Below are 19,982 nucleotides of genomic sequence, written 5' to 3'. Positions count from 1 at the left end.
AAGAACTTTTTTAGCATTTTGAAATCTAGTTCGCTACAGCAAATTGAGAGTCGTACAGGTTTTTATAATATCCGTCGGTTTTAAGGAGCAATTCCTGGTGCGTTCCTTGTTCTACGATCAGACCTTTATCCATCACAACGATTTTGTCGGCATTTACAATCGTAGCCAATCGGTGTGCGATGATGATCGAAGTTCTTCCTTTGGTAATCGTTTCGGTAGCGCGCTGAATGAGTTCTTCCGAATAGGTGTCTATTGAAGACGTTGCTTCATCCAGAATTAAAATACTCGGATTACTGACATATGATCTTAAAAAAGCAATTAACTGACGCTGTCCGGACGAAAGCATAACCCCTCGTTCTTTTACATCAAAATCATAATTATCCGGCAGACTCATGATGAAATCGTGCACGCCAATTTTCTTAGCGGCCTCTAAAACCTGATCACGACTAATTTCGGGATTGTGTAAAGTGATATTGTTATAAATCGTATCGGCAAACAAAAAAACATCCTGCAAAACCACGGCAATTTGTTTTCGAAGCGAGGCCAGAGTATAATTTTCGATATTATGGCCGTCAATGCAAATTGTACCGCTGTTAATTTCGTAAAAACGATTCAGTAAATTGATAATGGTAGATTTTCCTGCTCCGGTTGAACCTACAATAGCGACAGTTTGACCTGAAGCGACAGATAAATCAATTCCTTTTATGACTTCTTCTTCCGGAATATAACTGAAACGGACGTCCTTAAATTCAATACTTCCTTCAAAAATTGGAGCTTCAATTGTTCCGGTATCCTGAATATGATCCTGAGTATCGATGATATCAAAAACACGATTGGCGGCAATCATCCCTAATTGCATCTCGTTGAATTTATCTGCAATCTGCCGTAATGGATTGAACAGCATTCCGATAAACATGGTATAGGAAAATAAATCTCCGAAAGTTGTAAAATGATCTCCGTTCAGGATTTTGAATCCACCATAAACGACCACTACCCCTAAGGTAATAGAAGAGATAATATCGGCAATAGGGAAAAATATCGAGTTGTATAAAATAGTTTTGATCCAGGCAACTCTGTGTTTGTTATTGATTTCTTTAAAATTATCAGCTTCAATTTGTTCGCGATTGAAAAGCTGTACGATTTTCATTCCTGTAACACGTTCCTGTACAAAAGAGTTCATATTGGCAATCTGCGTGCGGACTTCTTCGAAAGCGACTTGCATTTTACGTTGGAATATTCGGGTTATGTAAACCAGAATCGGCATGGCAACGACTACGATCCATGTTAATTTCCAGTTCATGTAAAACATGAAAATAAGGACTACAAGCATTTTCATTAAATCACTAATGATCATAAAAAGGCCCTGGCTAAAAATTCGGGCAATCGATTCAATATCCGAAACAGATCTAGTAACCAATTGTCCCACCGGAACCAGGTCAAAGTACTTCATTCTGAAGCTTAGTATGTGTTTAAAAAGTTTGGTACGAATGTCTTTTACGATATCCTGTCCAAGCCAGTTGGCCCAATAGACAAAATAGAACTGAGAGAAAACTTCCATTAAAAGAACCGCTCCCATTAACATGATATAAAGTAGTAAACCTTCTTTGTCGTGTGTCTTGATATAGCCGTCGACCGTTTGTTTTAGCAAATAGGGGCGAAGAGCTGCAAAAATAGAAAGAGATACAGCAAAAATAATAACGCCGTAGTAGCGCCATTTATAAGGTTTGGTATATTTTAAGATTCGTTTGAATAATCCGGTATCAAATGCTTTTGCTTTCATTTATTTTTTTTAATGCTTTAAGCTATAAGCTTTAGGCAATAGGCTTTCACTTCATGGTTAAAGCCTATTGCTTACGGCTTAAAGCGTACAGCTATAAGTAATCGTAATCAATTTCGGTTAAATACAATCCGTGTGCCGGCACCGAAAATCCGGCTTTTTCTCTGCTTTTGCTGGCGATGATCGTTTCAAAATCAGTTAGGGAAATTTTATGCAAGCCAATATTTACTAGTGTTCCAACAATTGAGCGAACCATATTTCTAAGAAAACGATTGGCCGAGATGGTAAAAATAAGCTTATGGTTTTCTTGTTTCCAATACGCCTCAAAAACCGTGCAATCAAAAGTATTGACATCTGTATTTACTTTGGAAAAGCATTGGAAGTCGGTATGGTTCAGTAGAATTTTTGCAGCTTCATTCATCAGATCTACATCTAATTTTTGATTGAAATACCAGCTTAATTCTTGTAAAAAAGGGCTTTTAACCGTGTTGATATGGTATTCGTAGGTTCTTTTAGTAGCATCAAATCGGCAATGAGCGTCATCGTGAACCAGAAGAATATTAAAAATAGCAATGTCTTTGGGTAAATAGGAGTTGAGTTTGTGTATTAAATTTGAAATATCCAGTGGAGTTTGAATATCAAAATGTCCGTACATCTCTTCCGCATGAACTCCGGTATCTGTTCTTCCGGCACCCATAACGCTTATAGGAGTGTTCAATAAAATGGAAAGTGCTTTGTTTAAAGTTTCCTGAACAGAAGAGGCATTGGGCTGAAATTGCCAGCCATGATAATTAGTTCCGTTATAAGCAAATTGAATAAAATATCTCAAGGTAAAGGTGCAAAGGTTTTTTTTAAAGGACAAAGGCTCTAAGGTACAAAGGTACAAAGGTTTTTTAAAAAAAGATGTTAAGGTTCTGAGATACTAAGATGCTAAGATTCTAAGGAACTAAGTTTTTTGTTTGATAGGTTCAAAGGAGCAAAGGGGAGAGGTTTCTTTGTTAAATAAGAATAATTGAAAGAATCTTAGAATAACTTAGTCTCATAAGTGTCTTAGCCTCTCAGTACCTTAGCCTCTTAGTCCCTTAAAAAAAACCTCTGTTCCTTTGTAGCTATGCGCCTCTGGACCTATGAAGAAACTGTTAAAACCCAAAATACCAACCGCAGTTAACAGACTTAAAAATCGTGTCAGAAATTGACAATTCTAACGATGGAGAAGAAATCGAATTTTAAGTTTTTTAAGTAAATATTAATAAGAGTTAAATTTTAAAATTTTTCATTTTAACAGGAAGTATTTCTCCTATGTTTGTAATACTAAAATATTAAAACTATGAATGAAATTACTTCTTATTGGTGGATAATTTTAATCTTATTTGCCATTGTTTTTTACAAATTTATTTTGCGTGTATTTTTCGGAATGGTTATGGTTCCGGAAAATAAAATTGGTTTGGTAACCAAGAAATTTGTTTTGTTCGGAGCTGATAAATCGCTTCCCGACGGGCGTATTATTGCTACAAAAGGTGAAGCCGGTTATCAGGCGCAAACACTTGCTCCGGGTTTGTACTGGGGAATGTGGATCTGGCAATATTCAATTGATATGACCGGATTTACGGTTATTCCCGAAGGTAAAATTGGATTGGTTTTAAGTAAAGACGGGCAGGAGATTCCAACCGGAAGAATCCTGGCAAGAAGAGTGGACAGTGATAATTTTCAGGACGCTACTTCTTTTTTGAACAATGGAGGACAAAAAGGACGTCAGACCGCATTTATTACAACGGGATCGTATCGTATTAATACCTTTTTGTTTGAAATTATAATTGCAGATCAGATCAAGATTTATGAGAATATGATTGGTATTGTGACCGCTCTTGACGGAGAGCCTATTCCGCAGGGACAAATCGCCGGGAAGTTTGTCGAAGGACATAATAACTTTCAGGACTTCGATCAATTTTTGGACAAAGGAGGAAATCGTGGTCTGCAGCCTCAGGTAATGCTGGCAGGATCGTACTACATTAATACGTGGGGAATCTTAATCGAACAAAACCCGATGACGGATGTACCAATCGGATATGTTGGTGTGGTGATTTCTTATATTGGAGAAGACGGTCAGGATGTTACGGGTGATACTTTTAAACATGGAAATATTGTTTCAAAAGGACAGCGAGGTGTTTGGATGGAGCCTTTTGGACCGGGGAAGTATGCTCTGAACAAATACACGACCAAACTGGAGCCCGTGCCAACAACTAATTTAGTTTTAAACTGGGCAAATGCTCGTAGTGAATCGCATGATTTAGATAAAAACCTGTCTACTATTACAGTTCGTTCGAAAGACGGTTTTCCTTTTAATCTTGACGTAGCGCAGATTATCCACGTACCGGCAAATGAAGCCCCAAAAGTAATTGCGCGTTTTGGAAGCATGAACAATCTGGTTTCTCAGGTTTTAGAGCCTACAATTGGTAACTATTTCAGAAACTCGGCTCAGGACAGTGAGGTAATTTCTTTCTTAAGTACCAGAAAAGAACGTCAGGAATCTGCTAAGAATCACATAAAATTAGTACTTGACGAGTATAATGTTAATGCTGTTGATACATTGATTGGAGATATTGTTCCGCCGGATTCGCTGATGAAAACCTTAACGGACAGAAAGTTGGCTGAAGAAGAACAAAAAACATATCAAACCCAAAGAATGGCTCAGGAACAGCGTCAGGGAATGGAAAAAGAAACGGCAATTGCAGATATGCAGAAAGAGATTGTGCGCGCTTCGCAAAGTGTTGAAATTGCACAACGTACTGCCGACGCGACCGTTAAGAAAGCAGAAGGTGACGCTACCAGTTTAAAACTGAATGTGAACGCTGAAGCCGAAGCAACTAAAATGCGGGCAAATGCTGAGGCAGAAGCAACGAAAGCAAGAGCAGGTGCACAGGCGGAAGCGACCAAATTGAATGCAAGTGCCGAGGCAGAGCGTATCTCAAAAACCGGTTTGGCCGAAGCAGAGAAAATTATGGCTGTTGGTAAATCGACAGCAGAATCATACCAATTGCAAGTTAGTGCGATGGGTGGGGATAATTTTACCAGATACAAAGTCACCGAAGAAATTGGTAAAGGAAATATCAAAGTAATTCCAGATGTACTAATCTCCGGAAATGGCGGCTCTGATGGTTCTATTAGTGGTTTACTTGGGTTGAAACTCATGGAAATGATGGATACCAAAGATTTAAAAGAAACAAAATCACCCAAAAAAGGATAATAAGTTATAGTCCTGAAAGGTGAGTGTGTTTTTTACTGGAACACATAATATCTAATAAATCCGATTCGTTTTTTTACGAGTCGGATTTTTTTATTGTAAAATGTGAAATGTAAAGAAACTTAGGACCTTAACACCTTAGTATCTTAGTTCATCAGCACCTTAGCACCTTTTTAAAAAAAACCTTTGTATCTTTGCTCCTTTGAACCTTTGCACCTTTGAATGAAAAAAATTCTTCTCCTTTCCGATACCCACAGTCATATTGATGATACTATTTTAAAATATGTAGCTCAGGCCGATGAAGTCTGGCATGCTGGAGATATTGGTGATCTGAATGTTACGGATACAATCAAAAAGTTAAAGCCTCTGCGATGTGTATATGGTAATATTGACGATGCACAGGCGAGATTAGAATTTCCTTTGCACAATCGGTTTTTATGTGAGGATGTTTCCGTGTGGATTACACATATTGGCGGATATCCGGGAAAGTATAATCCCAATATAAGAGAAGAGATGGCGTCGAATCCGCCTAAATTATTTATCTGTGGACATTCACATATACTGAAAGTTATGTTCGATAAAAAGAATAATCTGCTGCATATGAATCCCGGAGCGGCAGGGAAAAGCGGATTTCATCAGGTAAGAACAATGTTACGATTTGTAATTGACGGTGATAAAATAAAGGATCTGGAAATAGTTGAAATTGGTAAAAAGTAAAGCTAAATTAAAAGGGTAGCGGAACCTTAATTTTGACAGTGGTTCCTTCGTTTGCCTTTGAAGTGATTGAGATACTTCCTTTGTATTTTTTGATTCTCGCCCTGATTCGGTTAATACCAAAACCTTCAAAATTGTTTAGTCTTTGGGTTTCAAAACCCTTTCCGTTGTCCTGAATTACAATGATAAACTGATTGTTTTTTTCGGATAGGAAAATCTTGGCTTTTTGGGCATCACTGTGTTTTACAATGTTATTGAAAAGTTCCGAAACAATAAAGTAAAGCTTCATTTCAAATTTTTCGATGTATCTTTTTTCTGTTGGAATGGTGCTCGAAAATTTAAAATTTATATGAGAATTTGAGTTTCTTTCGCATAGATCTTCCAAAGCATAAATTAACCCAAAACGAACCAGAAGCGTAGGAACCAAGTCGTGTGACATATCTCGCAAAAGATCGTGTGCTTCCTGTAGAATCGATTTTGCTTTCTGAATTTCGTCTGATTTTATATCGTTTAGTGTTGTGAAAGTTTTTAAATGCAGTCCAACAGTAGATAATAAAGAATTAATGTTGTCATGTAAAAACGATGCAATTTTTTTACGTTCAACTTCCTGGCTGTCAATGCCCGCATTAATCACATTTAGTAATATTTTTTGCTTGGCATCTTTCCGTTTAATCTTTTGTCTCAGTTTGTTGTTTTGGTAGAAAAAATAAAACAAAAAGAACAAGAGGATTATCATCACGATTGATAAGCTTATAATTTGTTTGTTTCTTATTTTTTCAGGAAGACAAGTATTGTTTTTTTTGGTATTTCCGACAACTGCATTCGTGTTGTTTTTTGAAACTGTTTTTTCTTGAGCAACAGTAGGATAGCTGGTGAAAGTGGCTAAAAGAATGAAAAATATAAAGTATCTGAAAAAGGACATAGCAAAAGGTGTTTTTCTTAGAATGATCAGGAATTTATCAGATTATTTTTCAGAGCATATTTTACCAAGCCAATAGAACCTTTTATCTGTAGTTTTTTCATGATGTTTTTTCGGTGTGTTTCGACCGTGTTTGTACTGATAAAGAGCTGTTCGCTAATTTCTTTCCCACTGTATTCTAATGCAATTAAAGTGATAATTTCAATTTCGCGGGCGCTTAGAATTGGGTTGTCTACTTTGATATTTTTATTGAGTTTCGGATTGTTATGAGAGAAAATATTAAAGATTTTTTCTCTAACGGCATCGCAATAATATTCCTGTTCCTGATAAACGGCTTCTACGGCTTCTATAATGTTTTCTCCGGCACATTTTTTAGTGAGATAACCTTTTACTCCTAGTTTCATTACTTCTTTAATAATTTTGAGATCGTCGTAGCTGGAGAGGATGATGATTTTACAGGGTACATTTTTTTGCTGAAGTTCTTTAACGACTTCGATCCCGTCTTTTTTAGGCATACTAATGTCCAGAATCAGGATATCGGGATTGTTTATAGTAATATCTTCATAAACAGTATTGCCATCGTATGATTTGCCTACAACTTCAAAATTTTCAACCGTCTGCAGTAAGTTGCTAAGGCCATCAATAAGTACCTGATGATCATCTGCCAGATGTATTCTTATTTTTTCTTTCATAATTATTCGGGGAACTGAAATGCAAATAAATGAAAAAATATCTTACAAAGTTTCTTTTTAAGTTTGTTTTGACTGTTACGCAGGAAATTACAGAGAGTTTGGAGCACAAAAAAACCCGAATTTAAAATTCGGGTTCTCTTCGCACAAAAAATTTAAGTTTATAGGTTTACCTCAAACGGTCTACAGATTTTACAAGATCTTCATCCTTTTTGATGGCCTTATTAGCTAAAACTAATAATACGATAGCAACAATAGGTAGAAACATCCCAATACCTTTCTCTGATACAATGGTAGTAGTATCTCCAGATAAATTTAGAGAACGATATACAAATAATCCCAATAAAATTAAATTTAATATTATGTTCAGTCTGCCCATTACAAACTGATTTTGTCTTTTTTTGTATGAAATAATACTAATGATAGTAAGCATTGTACTTAGACCCAATAGTATCGTGTAAAACTTATCCTGCATAAAGTAAAAAGGCTTACCATTGTTTAGTGTCCAAAGCGGAGTGAAAAACAGTAATACCCCTGTAATTAAAAAGGTAAGAATTAAATATACAGTCTGAATTCGTTGTATCATGGTCTAAAATTGTTTTACAAAAATATATTTTCTTTTTTTAAAATACTATTGTATGATTAAATTTTATTCGTATTATTGCATCATAATACCGTAAGCACTTCATACTGCGGTCAATCGAAAAAAAATATCTACCTATTCTTTTTACAATATTTCCGTTAAAATAATTAAATTCATAGAACATTCATGTTTGATATTTCTGCATTAAAAGAAATGAAGCTTTCTGAGCTTCAAGAAATAGCTAAGTTAGCTAAAACTATAAAGTTTAATGGCGTTAAAAAAGAGACTTTAATAAGTCAGATTTTAGCACATCAGGAAGCGACTGTAGCGCCGCCGGTTAGTCCTGTGGCAGAAGCGGAAATAGTTGATGAAAAACCGAAAAGAGCAAGAATTGTTCCGGCAAAAAAAACAGCAGCAAACAAGAATGCACCGGTTCTGGAATTTGATAAAGCAGAGGAAGCTCCTGAAAAAGCGGAAGCTCCGATAGCAGTAACTAAAACTCCGGCTATTAAAGCAAATCCTAAAACAAATCCGAAGATAAAAGGAAATGCAGCAGCAAAAGAAACAGCAGAAGTAAAAAGCGTTGAAACAACACCGGAAGTTCAGGAAAATATTGAGAATACTGAAAGTACTGAGAATACTGAAGATGCAGCAATAGAGAAAAAGGGACCAAAAATTGTAAAGTTTAGTAAATCGGCTTACGAGAAAAAGGTTGCTTTGAAAAAAGAAAAGGAAGCTACGAAAGAAACAGCTCCGGAAAATGAAGTTATAGCAGAAGTTGCTGTTGCTGAAAAAACAGAAGCACCGGTTCAAACCAAGAAGATTAATCCGAACCAGAATAAAAATCAAAATCAGAATCCCAACCAAAACCCAAATCAGAATCCAAATTCTAACCAAAACGGGAACGGAAACAACGGGAATCAAAATCCAAATCATAAAAATAAAAAGAGTAATTTCAGAGATTCAGACTTTGAGTTTGACGGAATTATCGAAAGTGAAGGTGTTCTCGAAATGATGCCGGATGGTTACGGATTTTTACGTTCATCAGATTATAATTATTTAGCCTCTCCTGATGATATTTATTTATCAACGTCACAAATCAGATTGTTCGGTCTTAAAACCGGAGATACTGTAAAAGGAGTAGTTCGTCCTCCAAAAGAAGGCGAAAAGTTTTTCCCTCTAGTTCGTGTACTTAAAATTAATGGTCATGATCCGCAAGTTGTTCGTGACAGAGTTTCTTTCGAACATCTTACCCCGGTTTTCCCTTCTGAAAAATTTAAATTAGCCGAAAAAGGCAGTTCAGTTTCAACCCGTATTATCGATTTGTTTTCTCCAATAGGAAAAGGACAGCGTGGTATGATTGTCGCTCAGCCTAAAACGGGGAAAACAATGTTGCTAAAAGACATTGCAAACGCAATCGCAGCCAACCATCCCGAAGTTTATCTTATCGTTCTTTTGATTGATGAGCGTCCTGAGGAGGTTACGGATATGCAGCGTAGTGTTAGAGGTGAAGTTATTGCTTCAACTTTCGACAGAGAACCACAAGAACACGTGAAGATTGCAAATATCGTTCTTGAAAAAGCAAAACGTTTGGTAGAATGCGGACACGATGTGGTTATTTTACTTGATTCGATTACTCGTTTAGCGAGAGCTTACAATACTGTTCAGCCTGCTTCAGGTAAAGTTTTAAGTGGAGGTGTTGATGCTAATGCATTGCAAAAACCAAAACGTTTCTTCGGAGCTGCCAGAAATGTAGAAAACGGTGGTTCATTAAGTATTATTGCAACCGCATTGACCGAAACAGGTTCTAAAATGGATGAGGTTATCTTTGAAGAATTTAAAGGTACCGGTAACATGGAGCTTCAATTGGATCGTAAAATCGCTAACAAACGTATCTTCCCGGCTATCGATCTTACTTCGTCAAGTACACGTCGTGATGATTTATTACTGGATGAGAAAACATTACAAAGAATGTGGATCATGCGTAAGTACCTGTCTGATATGAATCCGGTAGAATCTATGGATTTTGTAAACGACCGCTTCAAGAAAACCAGAAACAACGAAGAGTTTTTGATTTCTATGAATGACTAGAAAAGGTGATGAGATTCTGAGGAGCTGAGATGCTAAGTTTTTTTTACTACCGTTGAATTTCTTGGTTACTAATCTTTTAAGATGATAAAATATATAAAGGGGTGAATTCAAAGAATTCACCCCTTTCTTTTTATGTTTAGAAGAAAAAAAACTTTTATATGAAATACCGATCGGTATTTGTGTTATATTTGTTTGGAAGATAATGGTTGAAAACTGGAAAATAATGAATACTTCTGAATTTATATTGGATAAAGTAGCACCTGTTTTTAACAGACAGGGATATGTGGGGACCAGTCTTACGGATATTACCAAGGCTACGGGACTTACCAAAGGGGCTATTTACTGCAATTTTACCAATAAAGAAGAGTTAGCTTTAAAGTCTTTTCAATTGAATGTAGATGTAGCTATAACACCTTTATTCAAAATACTGGCTTCTACTACAGGAAGTTTAGAGAAGCTTTACACGATAACGAAATATCAAAGGAGCTATTATGATGTAGTCAAAGACAGAGGTGGTTGTCCCATGTTGCGTGTAGGGGTAGATACTAAATATATTAATCCACTGTTGTTTAAGAGTGCTCAGAGTTTGTCTCAGAGGTTTATTACCGGACTTTCCAATATTATTAGTGAAGGTATTAGTAGTGGAGAAATTCAGGAGAATATTGATCCGCTGCAGTATGCAAAGCTGTTATTGTCTTTAATTGAAGGAAGTTCTCTTTTGGCCTTTACGCATAATGATGAGAGTTACATAACTACAGCAATGGACTTTATAGATAGTACAATAATTGATAAAATAAGGAAATAAAATTTTTTAACCCTTCAGATACCGATTGGTATTTGATAAAATAGATTCAAAGAATGGAAAAAGTATTAAAAACAAAAAAGAAAATCAGATTTCAGGATTGTGATCCTTTTAATCATTTAAACAACGCAAAGTATCTGGAGTATTTTATTAATACAAGAGAAGATCAGATTGCAGAACATTACGATTTGGATATCTTTAAATATCTTAAGGAAACAGGGCTTAGCTGGGTAGTAGCATCTAACCAGATTAGTTATATGCGGCCTGCTTTTACAATGGAAACGGTACTGATTGAGTCGCAATTGGTTCAGTATAGCGATAATTTTCTGCTGGTTGAAATGAAAATGTGGAATGAAAATGAAACAGAATTGAAAGCAATTTTGTGGATTAAGTTCTTTCATTACAATATTCAGAGCATAAAACGTGCCTCACATTCTGATGATTTGATGAAATTATTCGACTCGGTTGTTGTGCCAGTTGAGCAGCCAATTTTTGAAAATAGATGTTTGGAAATTGTACAGAAATTAAAATCAGGAGTACCCGCTTAAATAAGAAATCATTGCGATGGCTTATGTAAAAGTTGGTCTAAGATGCAAGAATAATCTTTAAGCAATACAAAAAAGAAGTGCCATAATATAAGGAAGGCTGTCTAAAAAAGACAGCCTTCTACTATAAAATAAACCGATTTAGGTTTTGTATGTATTTCTTGTTTTATTTCAGTCCATTAGACAAATAAAAAGCTTTATAATTAAGTACTCCTAAGAACCTTAGCAACTTAGAACCTTAGTGTCTTAGTATCTTTATTTAATCGGTTTATCAACTACCGGACGATCAGACCTATTCGCTAATTCCCAGGCAATGGAGAAAGCTAATTTTGTTCTTTTAGTCAAAGCATCGTATTCGATTTTCTGAGGTTCATCGCCTTTTCTGTGGTAGTCTTCGTGAACTCCGTTAAAGAAGAAAACGGATGGAATTCCGAATTTTGCAAAGTTATAATGATCAGAACGCTCGTAAAAATGATTTGGATCTTTCGGGTCGTTGAATTTAAAATCTAAGTCAATTTTAGTGTATTTTTCGTTTTGTGCCACAACAATATTGTGTAAATCAGTAGAGAGTCTGTCGGCTCCAATTACATACACATAGTTGTTTGTTTTTTCGTGTTCTACATCACGACGGCCAATCATATCGATATTAATGTCGGCAATGGTATTAGCGATTGGGAATAAAGGATTTTCAGAATAATAGCGAGAACCATGCAGACCGTGTTCTTCTCCGGTAACGTGCAGGAACAGGATAGAACGTTTTGGACCGTGTCCGTCTTTTTTGGCTTTTGCAAATGCTTTTGCCATTTCCATTACCGCAACAGTTCCGGAACCATCATCATCAGCACCATTATAAACGTCTCCATTTTTTACTCCTACGTGATCGTAATGTGCTGAGATAACCAAAACTTCATCCGGTTTTTCAGATCCTTCAATATAGGCCCAGATGTTTTCTGAATCGGGTAAGTTTTCATTTCGTCTGGCATTTAAAAATGAGGCAGGAATATGCTGGTAATAATCGGTTGCGCCTTTAGGAAACGAAATTCCATGTTTTTTGTATTGCCCGATCATGTAAAGACCCGCTTTCTTTTGTCCTTTCGATCCGGTTTCCCGACCTTCCATTTCGTCAGAGGCCACAACATAAAGCATTGTTTTTAGGTCTTTTTCAGAAATAAAGTCGATGTATTTAGACGGATCTGAATTGTCTTTTAAGGTAACTGATTGTGTGTTTTTACACGAAAATGCAGTACCAATTAATAACAGGATTATGATTTTTTTCATATGTTGTTTAGTGTAAATTGATAAAGGTATAGAAAATGTAGAAAACTAATAAAAATAAGATGACAGTAAAGTTTATAAACATCAATATGATGCTTTTAAAGAAGGAAATCCATCTTGTTTCGCCATAAAAACGGTGGTGTGCCGGAAAAAAATAGTAAAACATCCAGAGACCTCCAAAAAAGTCAGTTATACTTGAAATAAAAGATAGTGGGCTTTCTTCTCCAAATAAACCAACCAATCTCCGGATAATAAATAAGATGGAGGTTACGAGAAGTAAAAAAGAAAAATAATGTAAGGTGAATATTCCATGATCAAAATAATACCATCTTTTTTTACCGTGAAAGAGCCATAAAATGAAGGCAAATAGCGGCATTATAATGAAAAGTACTTTTGGAATGTTGTGTACAAAAGACTCTGTAAACTTGCTAATGAGTTCTTTTTTGGTATTGTGCTCTTTTACATATTTTACTTTTTGAATCATCCAGTAACTAAACGAATCTAATTTTTTTTCCTCCGGAGCATATTTTTGAACGGAATCGACTTCTTTTGTAAATTTGTCAAAACCATCTCCGGGTTTTAAATCATTAAGATCTCCTGTGAAAATATTTTTTGGAACTTCTTTCTTGCGGCTTACGTCGAGATTAAAATCAGTTGGGGTTTCTTTTGAATGGCCGGGAAATAAAGCAATCATTAAAAAAGTGACAAAACTGATAAAGATGTATAAGCGTACAGGTGCCAAATAGGATAAACGTTTTCCTGCTAAATATTCTGAGGTTAATGCAGAGGGTTTAAACAAAAGGTATCTGATAGTACGCCAGAAAGTATTTTCATAATGTGTCAGATCTTCAAAAAAGTGAACGAACAGATAATGAAATGTTTTTCGGGATTCGGTGTTTTCCTGTCCACAATTGGGACAGTATTTTTGTTCAACAACATGTCTGCAGTTTAAGCAGGTTTTGTCTTTTCTAATCGGACTGTGTGACATTGATTGTAAATGGTATTGGTTTGGTTTTTTTGGTTTGTTTTTTCTTGCCACGAATAACGCGAATTTCCGTAAATTTTAAAAATAATTATTCGGGTTAATACAGGTGTTTTTTTGCCGCGAATTTCATGTATCAGCCAAATTTTAAAACCATATAGTTGAAGTCCGTTTTATTCTTTGGAAATCGCAGTTTTAAAACTTATTTTTTCAATACTTCGTTCAGGAAAAGTTGTAAATGCTCAAAAGATCTTTTTGCTGCGACGGCATTATAGGCTGCTCCTTTTGAGTTGTCGTTTCCTGCTTCAGGATTGGTGAAAGAATGTACAGCATTAGCGTAATAAATCATTTGCCAATCGGCTTTTGAATCCCTCATTTCCTGTTGGAAAGCTGTGATTTCTTCTTTTGATTCATAGGGATCGTCGGCTCCGTGACAAATTAATACTTTAGTTGTAATGGGTTCGATTTTGCGGGCGGCATTTCTGGCTAAACTTCCGTGAAAAGAAACGACTCCCTTTAGGTTTAAATGTCCGCGTGCAGCTTCAAGAACACCGGTTCCTCCAAAGCAGTACCCGATGGCTACAATATTGTCGGCGTTGGCTCCTGATTTGATCAATTCCTGTAATGCGGCATTGATGCGTTTTTGATATATTTCAAAGTTATTTTTGAAGTAACTGGATTGCTTTGCCGCTTCGGCGGTGTTTGCAGGTTTGTTTCCTTCGCCATAGATATCAGCAATGAAAACATGATAGCCTAATTTGGATAAGTTTTCTGCAATATCTTTAGAAGCTTTGTCGATGCCAAGCCAGGCCGGAATCAATAAAATCCCCGGATTTTGAGTGTTTTTTTTAGCAGATTTTGCAAATAATCCACTTAGAGCCTGAGAACCATCAGTGTATTTTACAGCTTTTAGTTGCGCATTTATAGCGTTGGAAAACAATATGGTAGCAAATAAGAGAAAGGCCGAATTTTTCATAAGAGTACAATTTTTAACAAATATCAGAAATATTACGATACAAAAAAACCTCGGATTGTTTTTCTTCCGAGGTTTTTAAACGTTATTTTCTTACAATGAAAATCATTCACCGGGATGATAGGTTTTCTCGGCATTTTTGATCACATCATCTTTGTAAAACAAGACTTCTTTAAAACTTCCTTTTCGATACATTTCACTTTGATCGTTAAAATGTTTGGAGTCAGGATTTCCGCTATTACCTCCGGCTAACAATGATTTTGCTTTTATTTTTGGACCAAATTCTACAGCACATACAAAGCTGTTGCCATTGTAACCGTATCGTTTTTTGGAGTCTTTCTGATAACTGCTTTTAAAGGAAGGTAAACTTCCCCAGGAGCCCGGTCCAAAAGCGATCGGTAAACTCGGCTGAGCATCGTCATATTTTAAATCGATGTCGCCGTTTGAACGTTGAAAACGATTTATTTCTCCCCAGGCTACTTTCCAGGTTCCCCATTTAGAGTTCAGTTCTTTTAAAACGAACTGTAATTGAGGGAGCATTTGAACAGCGGTCGCATTCGTTGCAAATTTTCGGGTATTTTCTACCTGATCCGGTTCTCCTTCATCGACATATGCTTTCAATATAATCGGATCTAATTTGTACGCCCATTCGACTGCCAGAGTGGTCGCTACTGAATTTTCTTTGGCATAATAATCCCAGTTTTTGAGTATCAAAATGACTTCGTCTAATTCGGGATATGCTGTTTTGTTTTTTTCGTAAACCGTAATCAGGCTTGGGATTAGAATTTCAAAAATCGATAATTTAGTATCATATCCGTCAGCAATTACTTTGTCTAAAGTATACTGATTGCCTTTGCTGAAAATTCGAACGGCATTTACTCCTCTAAAATTTTCTCCGTCAGGCGCCATATAAGGCAGGTAGTTTTCTCTTTTCGGACTGTTTTCTCCCGCAACAGTGTAAGGTGTTGAGTTACAGTTTTGGAGCCATCCGTTTGTTGGATTATACAAATGAACGGTTTCGTTTACATTATGCAGACCTTTCCATTGCGTAGAAGAGATCGATCCGTCAATGACTTTAGACCAATTGAGGTTTTTATCTCTGATTGGGATAAAATTTCCATGCCAATAAGCGATATTTCCTTGGTTGTCTGCGTAAACAGTATTGTTTGAAGTATTGGCTTTTAAGTCCATCGCTTTTTTGTAATCTTCAAAACTGGTTGATTTGGTTCTGACCCAACTCTGAATTAAACTGGTCATCGAACGGTTATTTGATTTTAAACTGATCCATTTTCCGTCACGTTTGGCCATAATCGGACCATTATTGGTGAAGTAGGTTTTGAATTTTTTAGGGATTAATTTCCCGTTTTCGGTGTAATTTATTATAATTTCTTTTTCGATAACCGGGATTAGTTTTTTGTCGAATTCATAAAATAATTTACCTTTTTTATCGACAATTTTTTCGGCATACATATCGGCAACATCAACGTTGGAAGAGGTGTGCATCCATCCGCAATGCTCATTGAAACCCTGATAGACGAAAAATTGCCCCCAGGTTACCGCTCCATAAACATTTAAACCTTCTTCGCTGGTGACTTGTACTTCGGGTCTGAAATAAAAGGTGGTATGTGGATTGATGTACAAAATAGCATTGCCGGCAGCCGTTTTTGAGGGTGCAAATGCAAAACCATTAGAACCTGTCTGTACATTTTTTTCTCTTTCAACATACGCCACTTTGTCGCCATTACCGGAATAAAAAGCTTTTAATTCTCCTGTTGTTAAATCGGCGGTACTGATGGCTCCGATACTTCCGTCGGTCCAAAGCAAAGGGAACCAGGGTTCAAAATGTGTTAAAAGTGCCGGTTTTACTTCGGGATGTTTGTAGAGGTAAAAGTTAATAGCATCGGCATAACTGTTTAATAATTTTTTGAGCCATAAGGGAGCTTTTTTATAATCGGCTTTGGCTTCTTCGGTGTCAATTAATAATTTAATTTCTAAATCATTGTATAAAACGGCTTGTCCTTTTATTTCTGAAAGACGTCCCAATTTTTCAATATAGTTCATTTCAATGCGTTTAAAATCATCTTCGCATTGGGTGTATAATAATCCAAAAACAGCATCAGCATCGGTTTTTCCATAAACATGCGGAATACCCCAGTTGTCTCTGATAATACTAACCTGTTGGGCTAAATTTTCGAGACGAGCGGCTTCTTTTGAATTGATTTTTTGTGCAGAAAGAGGAAGACTTGCGCAACAAAGTACAAAGGCTAATTTTATAGTTTTGGTGGTAAACATGTTTATTGGATATTAAATTTTTGTCCGGCAGTATAAATGCTCATGTGTAGATTTTCAATCGAAATGAGATTATTCTTTTTAGATTTCAGAATTCCTTTTGGGTTTTTCACTACGATCACTTCACTTTCACCCGCAACTTCAATCTGATTGTTTCGTACAATGATGGCAGTGCTTTCGTCAATTCCGATTCCGGTTAAAGTAGGGAACTCGACTAATGCGGAAAGCAATCGGTTATAACGATTTCTCTTTAAAAAATGCTGATCGATGATAGCGGTTTTGAGTAGTCCAAGACCTTCAGCAGTTTCAAGATTGTCATAACGGATGTTATCAAAGGTTCCGGAGTATTCTTTTTGCAGTTTCTGATTTCCGGTAATCATTTTTTCAGACATTACAGCGGCACCGGCGCTGGTCCCGGAAATGGTGCTTCCGTTTTGATAGGCTTTTTGAATCGCCGTTTGAATTGGAGTATTTTGTACTACATTCATAAAACGGGTCTGGTCTCCACCGCTTATAAAAATCAGTTTTGCTTTTTGAAGTGAATCGGTCAGCTTTTTGTTTTGAGCTGTTTCTTTATTGAAATTAAGCATCACAATTGGATTCGGAGTTAATTTTGCCATTTGTGTTTTGAAAAAAATAAAGGAACTGTCCGGTTCTTCACTTGACATGGGCAAAACGACGATGAAATCTTTTTTGGTCAATTCAGAAACACTTAAAACTTGTTTCATCAAAGCATCAGACCGATCGCCACCGCCTATGATGAAAAGTTTGCCTTTGGGACTTTGTGCCTGAAGCAGACTCACTGTAAAAAGCAGCATAACGATCAGGATTTTTTGATACGAAAAATGGGAAGGAAGTCGGTTTTTCATCGTTTTGAATGGAGTTAATGCAGCTGGTTTATAAAATTTAAAAGAGAGGTATTGACGATAAAGAGAACATCTTTTACTTTATCTAAATCTACTTTTGAAGCGATATCACGCGTCGAATGATAATCGTCGTGAAAACCACTGAAGAATGTCATAATAGGAATTCCTTTAGTAGTAAAAGACGCATAATCACTTCCGGTATGACCGTTAGTTTCCCAGAGATCGAGTGTAAAAGGTTTTGAAAGTTTTGTATTGCTGAGATTCGCAATTTCTTTTAGATAATCGTTTTCCTTTTGAGTCCCAATGCTTAGCATTCGATGCGTTTTGTCCTCGGGAGCACTTCTCGAAATCATGTCCATATTAATAGCGAGCAGTATTTTTTGCTTTTCGGAATCCAAATGCTGAACAAAATAGTCACTTCCCAAAAGTCCCATTTCTTCGGCAGTCCACGAAGCGAATAAAATAGTACAGGGTGGTTTTGTTTTGGCTTCGGACCATTTTTTGGCCAATGCCAGCATTCCGGAAACTCCAGATGCATTGTCGTCGGCTCCATTGTAAACAGAATCGTTTAGGATGCCTAAATGGTCGTAATGAGCGCCAACAATAATAGTTTTGGTAGTGTCTTTTCCCGGAATCATTCCTAAAACATTGCGAACCGGAAAGGTTTGGGATTGCAATTCTATAGCGAAACTAATCTTTGTTTTTTTCAAGAGAGCAGAAGCAAAGGATGGTTTTTGCGCCGCTTTTTCTTCAAAATGTTCTAACGATATGTTACTTCCGGCAAAAAGTTTTTCGGCAGCTGATTTACTTAGTTCAAAAACGGGAATCGAAGTGATGACTGAATTTTCGAGGGAATGGAAGGCGGTTTCTTTTTTAAATTTGCCCCATTTTTTACAATCAATAATAATCAATGCACTGGCTCCGTTACTGATAGCGGTTTGAAGTTTGATTTCTTCCAGGTTGTTTTCTTCGGGATAGTACTTTTTGAATTTTTGATACGATACCGAGGTGCTGTCCAAATGTCCCGGGAAGCCTTTTAGAACGACAACAATTTTATCTTTTGTATTCAGGTTTTTATAGTCATCATAGTTTTCTTTCGGTAGATTTAATCCGTAACCGGCAAAAACGACTTCGGTTTCTTTTTGTAACGATTGTGCGATAGGGGTAACCTGAAAATCGGTATGTGGAGAAAGGGGAAAAGTTTCGTTACTGTTTTTTTTTATTTCAAGTGCAGCCTTTTTTATGGTGTGTTCTTCAATTTTGAAATTCTGATAGTATCCTGATTTTGTGTTGTAGGGAATTAATTGGTAAAGCTCCATCATTGAAGCAATATATTCAGAGGCCAGAAAAGCTCCTTTTTGTGTAGTTCCGCGCCCCTCCATCCAATCGGAAGCTAAGAAAGAAAGTGTCGGGGAGAAATCACTTTTTGACGGACTGGGAACAACGATTTGCGAAAACAGCATGGACTTACAGCAAAACAAAGTAAGTAAAAGCAGTTTTCGTAACATCATGGTTTAAAATTTAAAAGTAATTATAAAGAGATATTTCGTTTGAACGCACAGCCCAGTTCAATAATCGAATCGGTTTTGGCAATACCCGGAATACCATCGATTTTTTCATAAAGGATTCGGCGCATGTGTTCGTGATTTTTGGCTATGATTTTAATGTAAAGCGTAAAGGATCCTGTCACGTAATAGCACTCTGTAATTTCCGGAATTTTTTTTAATTCTTCAATAATCCGATCTGAGTCAGAATCTTTATTCAGGGTTATTCCTGTAAAAGACGCCCAGTCATAACCTATGTTTTTTTCCTGGATGATAGGTTTGATTCCACCAATTACACCTTGTTCGATCATTCGGTTAATACGCTGATGCACCATGGTGTTTGATATTTTTAAATTAGCAGCGATTGCTGAAAAAGCCATTCTTCCGTCTTTTTCTAATTCTTTAATGATGCTAATATCAAATTCGTCTAATATATCCATTCTTATAAATTGTATTTAATCTTAATGCTTCTGTTATTGCAGCTGTTCTAAAAAAAACTCTAAATAGGCGACAATAATTTCGCATTCATAAAAGTAACTATTTTTTTTAATTAACAAGGGATTGAAAGGGATTATAAAGCAACTAAAATTGATTTTTACAACCTTTTAAATCTTTGTTTTTGACTTTTAAAAAGACTTTTAAAGTCAAAATTGGTGTTTTTGGAGGGTTTAATGAGAAATTTTTAATACTTT

At 36.2% G+C, this 19,982-nt stretch carries 17 protein-coding genes; 5 read left to right on the top strand and 12 right to left on the bottom strand.

All coding sequences use genetic code 11. The annotated features are described in order from the left end of the window. Nucleotides 1-25 precede the first annotated feature (25 nt). Both BHE19_RS11275 and truA read right to left on the bottom strand, forming a co-directional pair. Nucleotides 26-1,780: an ABC transporter ATP-binding protein gene (locus BHE19_RS11275; RefSeq protein WP_017496027.1), complete on the bottom strand. Its 1,755-nt coding sequence runs from the start codon at nt 1,778-1,780 to the stop codon at nt 26-28. A 91-nt stretch (nt 1,781-1,871) separates the two neighbouring features. Further along, nucleotides 1,872-2,606: a tRNA pseudouridine(38-40) synthase TruA gene (gene truA, locus BHE19_RS11270; RefSeq protein WP_070907205.1), complete on the bottom strand. Its 735-nt coding sequence runs from the start codon at nt 2,604-2,606 to the stop codon at nt 1,872-1,874. 498 nt (nt 2,607-3,104) lie between these two features. Here truA and BHE19_RS11265 point away from each other — a divergent pair, with 498 nt between their 5' ends. Together BHE19_RS11265 and BHE19_RS11260 are read left to right on the top strand one after the other, a co-directional pair. After that, complete coding sequence (locus BHE19_RS11265) at nt 3,105-5,021, top strand: SPFH domain-containing protein (protein ID WP_070907204.1); 1,917 nt, start codon at nt 3,105-3,107, stop codon at nt 5,019-5,021. A 219-nt stretch (nt 5,022-5,240) separates the two neighbouring features. Then, nucleotides 5,241-5,735 carry a metallophosphoesterase family protein gene (locus tag BHE19_RS11260; RefSeq protein ID WP_070907203.1) on the top strand — a complete coding sequence of 165 codons (495 nt, stop codon included), beginning with the start codon at nt 5,241-5,243 and terminating at the stop codon, nt 5,733-5,735. 7 nt (nt 5,736-5,742) lie between these two features. Here BHE19_RS11260 and BHE19_RS11255 read toward each other — a convergent pair whose 3' ends face one another. The 3 genes from BHE19_RS11255 to BHE19_RS11245 form a co-directional block, all read right to left on the bottom strand. Then, nucleotides 5,743-6,654: a sensor histidine kinase gene (locus BHE19_RS11255; RefSeq protein WP_070907202.1), complete on the bottom strand. Its 912-nt coding sequence runs from the start codon at nt 6,652-6,654 to the stop codon at nt 5,743-5,745. A gap of 26 nt (nt 6,655-6,680) precedes the next feature. Beyond that, a complete protein-coding gene (locus tag BHE19_RS11250) occupies nt 6,681-7,343 on the bottom strand; it encodes a response regulator (RefSeq protein WP_070907201.1) in 663 nt (220 codons plus the stop codon). Nucleotides 7,344-7,509: 166 nt separating this feature from the next. Further along, nucleotides 7,510-7,926, bottom strand: a complete 417-nt coding sequence (locus BHE19_RS11245) for a DUF4293 domain-containing protein (protein WP_070907200.1) — start codon at nt 7,924-7,926, stop codon at nt 7,510-7,512. Between the two features lie 183 nt (nt 7,927-8,109). Here BHE19_RS11245 and rho point away from each other — a divergent pair, with 183 nt between their 5' ends. The 3 genes from rho to BHE19_RS11230 all read left to right on the top strand — a co-directional run bounded on the left by rho (nt 8,110) and on the right by BHE19_RS11230 (nt 11,364). Beyond that, nucleotides 8,110-10,014 (top strand): transcription termination factor Rho, encoded by a 1,905-nt coding sequence (rho, locus tag BHE19_RS11240; protein WP_070907199.1) that lies wholly within the window; start codon nt 8,110-8,112, stop codon nt 10,012-10,014. Nucleotides 10,015-10,237: 223 nt separating this feature from the next. Next, nucleotides 10,238-10,819, top strand: a complete 582-nt coding sequence (locus tag BHE19_RS11235) for a TetR/AcrR family transcriptional regulator (RefSeq protein ID WP_070907543.1) — start codon at nt 10,238-10,240, stop codon at nt 10,817-10,819. 53 nt (nt 10,820-10,872) lie between these two features. Continuing rightward, complete coding sequence (locus BHE19_RS11230; RefSeq protein WP_070907198.1) at nt 10,873-11,364, top strand: acyl-CoA thioesterase; 492 nt, start codon at nt 10,873-10,875, stop codon at nt 11,362-11,364. 252 nt (nt 11,365-11,616) lie between these two features. On the opposite strand, the gene BHE19_RS11225 is transcribed toward BHE19_RS11230, so the two are convergent. From BHE19_RS11225 to BHE19_RS11195, 7 genes are all read right to left on the bottom strand, one after another. Continuing rightward, nucleotides 11,617-12,639, bottom strand: coding sequence for a M28 family peptidase (locus tag BHE19_RS11225; protein WP_070907197.1), 1,023 nt, complete (start codon nt 12,637-12,639; stop codon nt 11,617-11,619). Nucleotides 12,640-12,646: 7 nt separating this feature from the next. Then, nucleotides 12,647-13,624, bottom strand: coding sequence for a DUF3667 domain-containing protein (locus BHE19_RS11220; RefSeq protein ID WP_070907542.1), 978 nt, complete (start codon nt 13,622-13,624; stop codon nt 12,647-12,649). 196 nt (nt 13,625-13,820) lie between these two features. After that, nucleotides 13,821-14,594, bottom strand: a complete 774-nt coding sequence (locus BHE19_RS11215; RefSeq protein ID WP_070907196.1) for a dienelactone hydrolase family protein — start codon at nt 14,592-14,594, stop codon at nt 13,821-13,823. Between the two features lie 102 nt (nt 14,595-14,696). Beyond that, nucleotides 14,697-16,883 carry a penicillin acylase family protein gene (locus BHE19_RS11210; RefSeq protein WP_070907195.1) on the bottom strand — a complete coding sequence of 729 codons (2,187 nt, stop codon included), beginning with the start codon at nt 16,881-16,883 and terminating at the stop codon, nt 14,697-14,699. A 2-nt stretch (nt 16,884-16,885) separates the two neighbouring features. Next, nucleotides 16,886-17,749, bottom strand: coding sequence for a cyanophycinase (locus BHE19_RS11205; RefSeq protein ID WP_070907194.1), 864 nt, complete (start codon nt 17,747-17,749; stop codon nt 16,886-16,888). 14 nt (nt 17,750-17,763) lie between these two features. Next, entirely contained in the window at nt 17,764-19,257 is a 1,494-nt protein-coding gene (locus BHE19_RS11200) for a M20/M25/M40 family metallo-hydrolase (protein ID WP_083342524.1), read from the bottom strand. 20 nt (nt 19,258-19,277) lie between these two features. Beyond that, nucleotides 19,278-19,730 carry an Lrp/AsnC family transcriptional regulator gene (locus tag BHE19_RS11195; RefSeq protein ID WP_017496012.1) on the bottom strand — a complete coding sequence of 151 codons (453 nt, stop codon included), beginning with the start codon at nt 19,728-19,730 and terminating at the stop codon, nt 19,278-19,280. Nucleotides 19,731-19,982 lie beyond the last annotated feature (252 nt).

It is taken from the genome of Flavobacterium tructae (assembly GCF_001853485.1).
Taxonomy (GTDB): Bacteria; Bacteroidota; Bacteroidia; order Flavobacteriales; family Flavobacteriaceae; genus Flavobacterium; species Flavobacterium tructae.
This window is presented reverse-complemented; position numbering and strand designations above follow the sequence as displayed.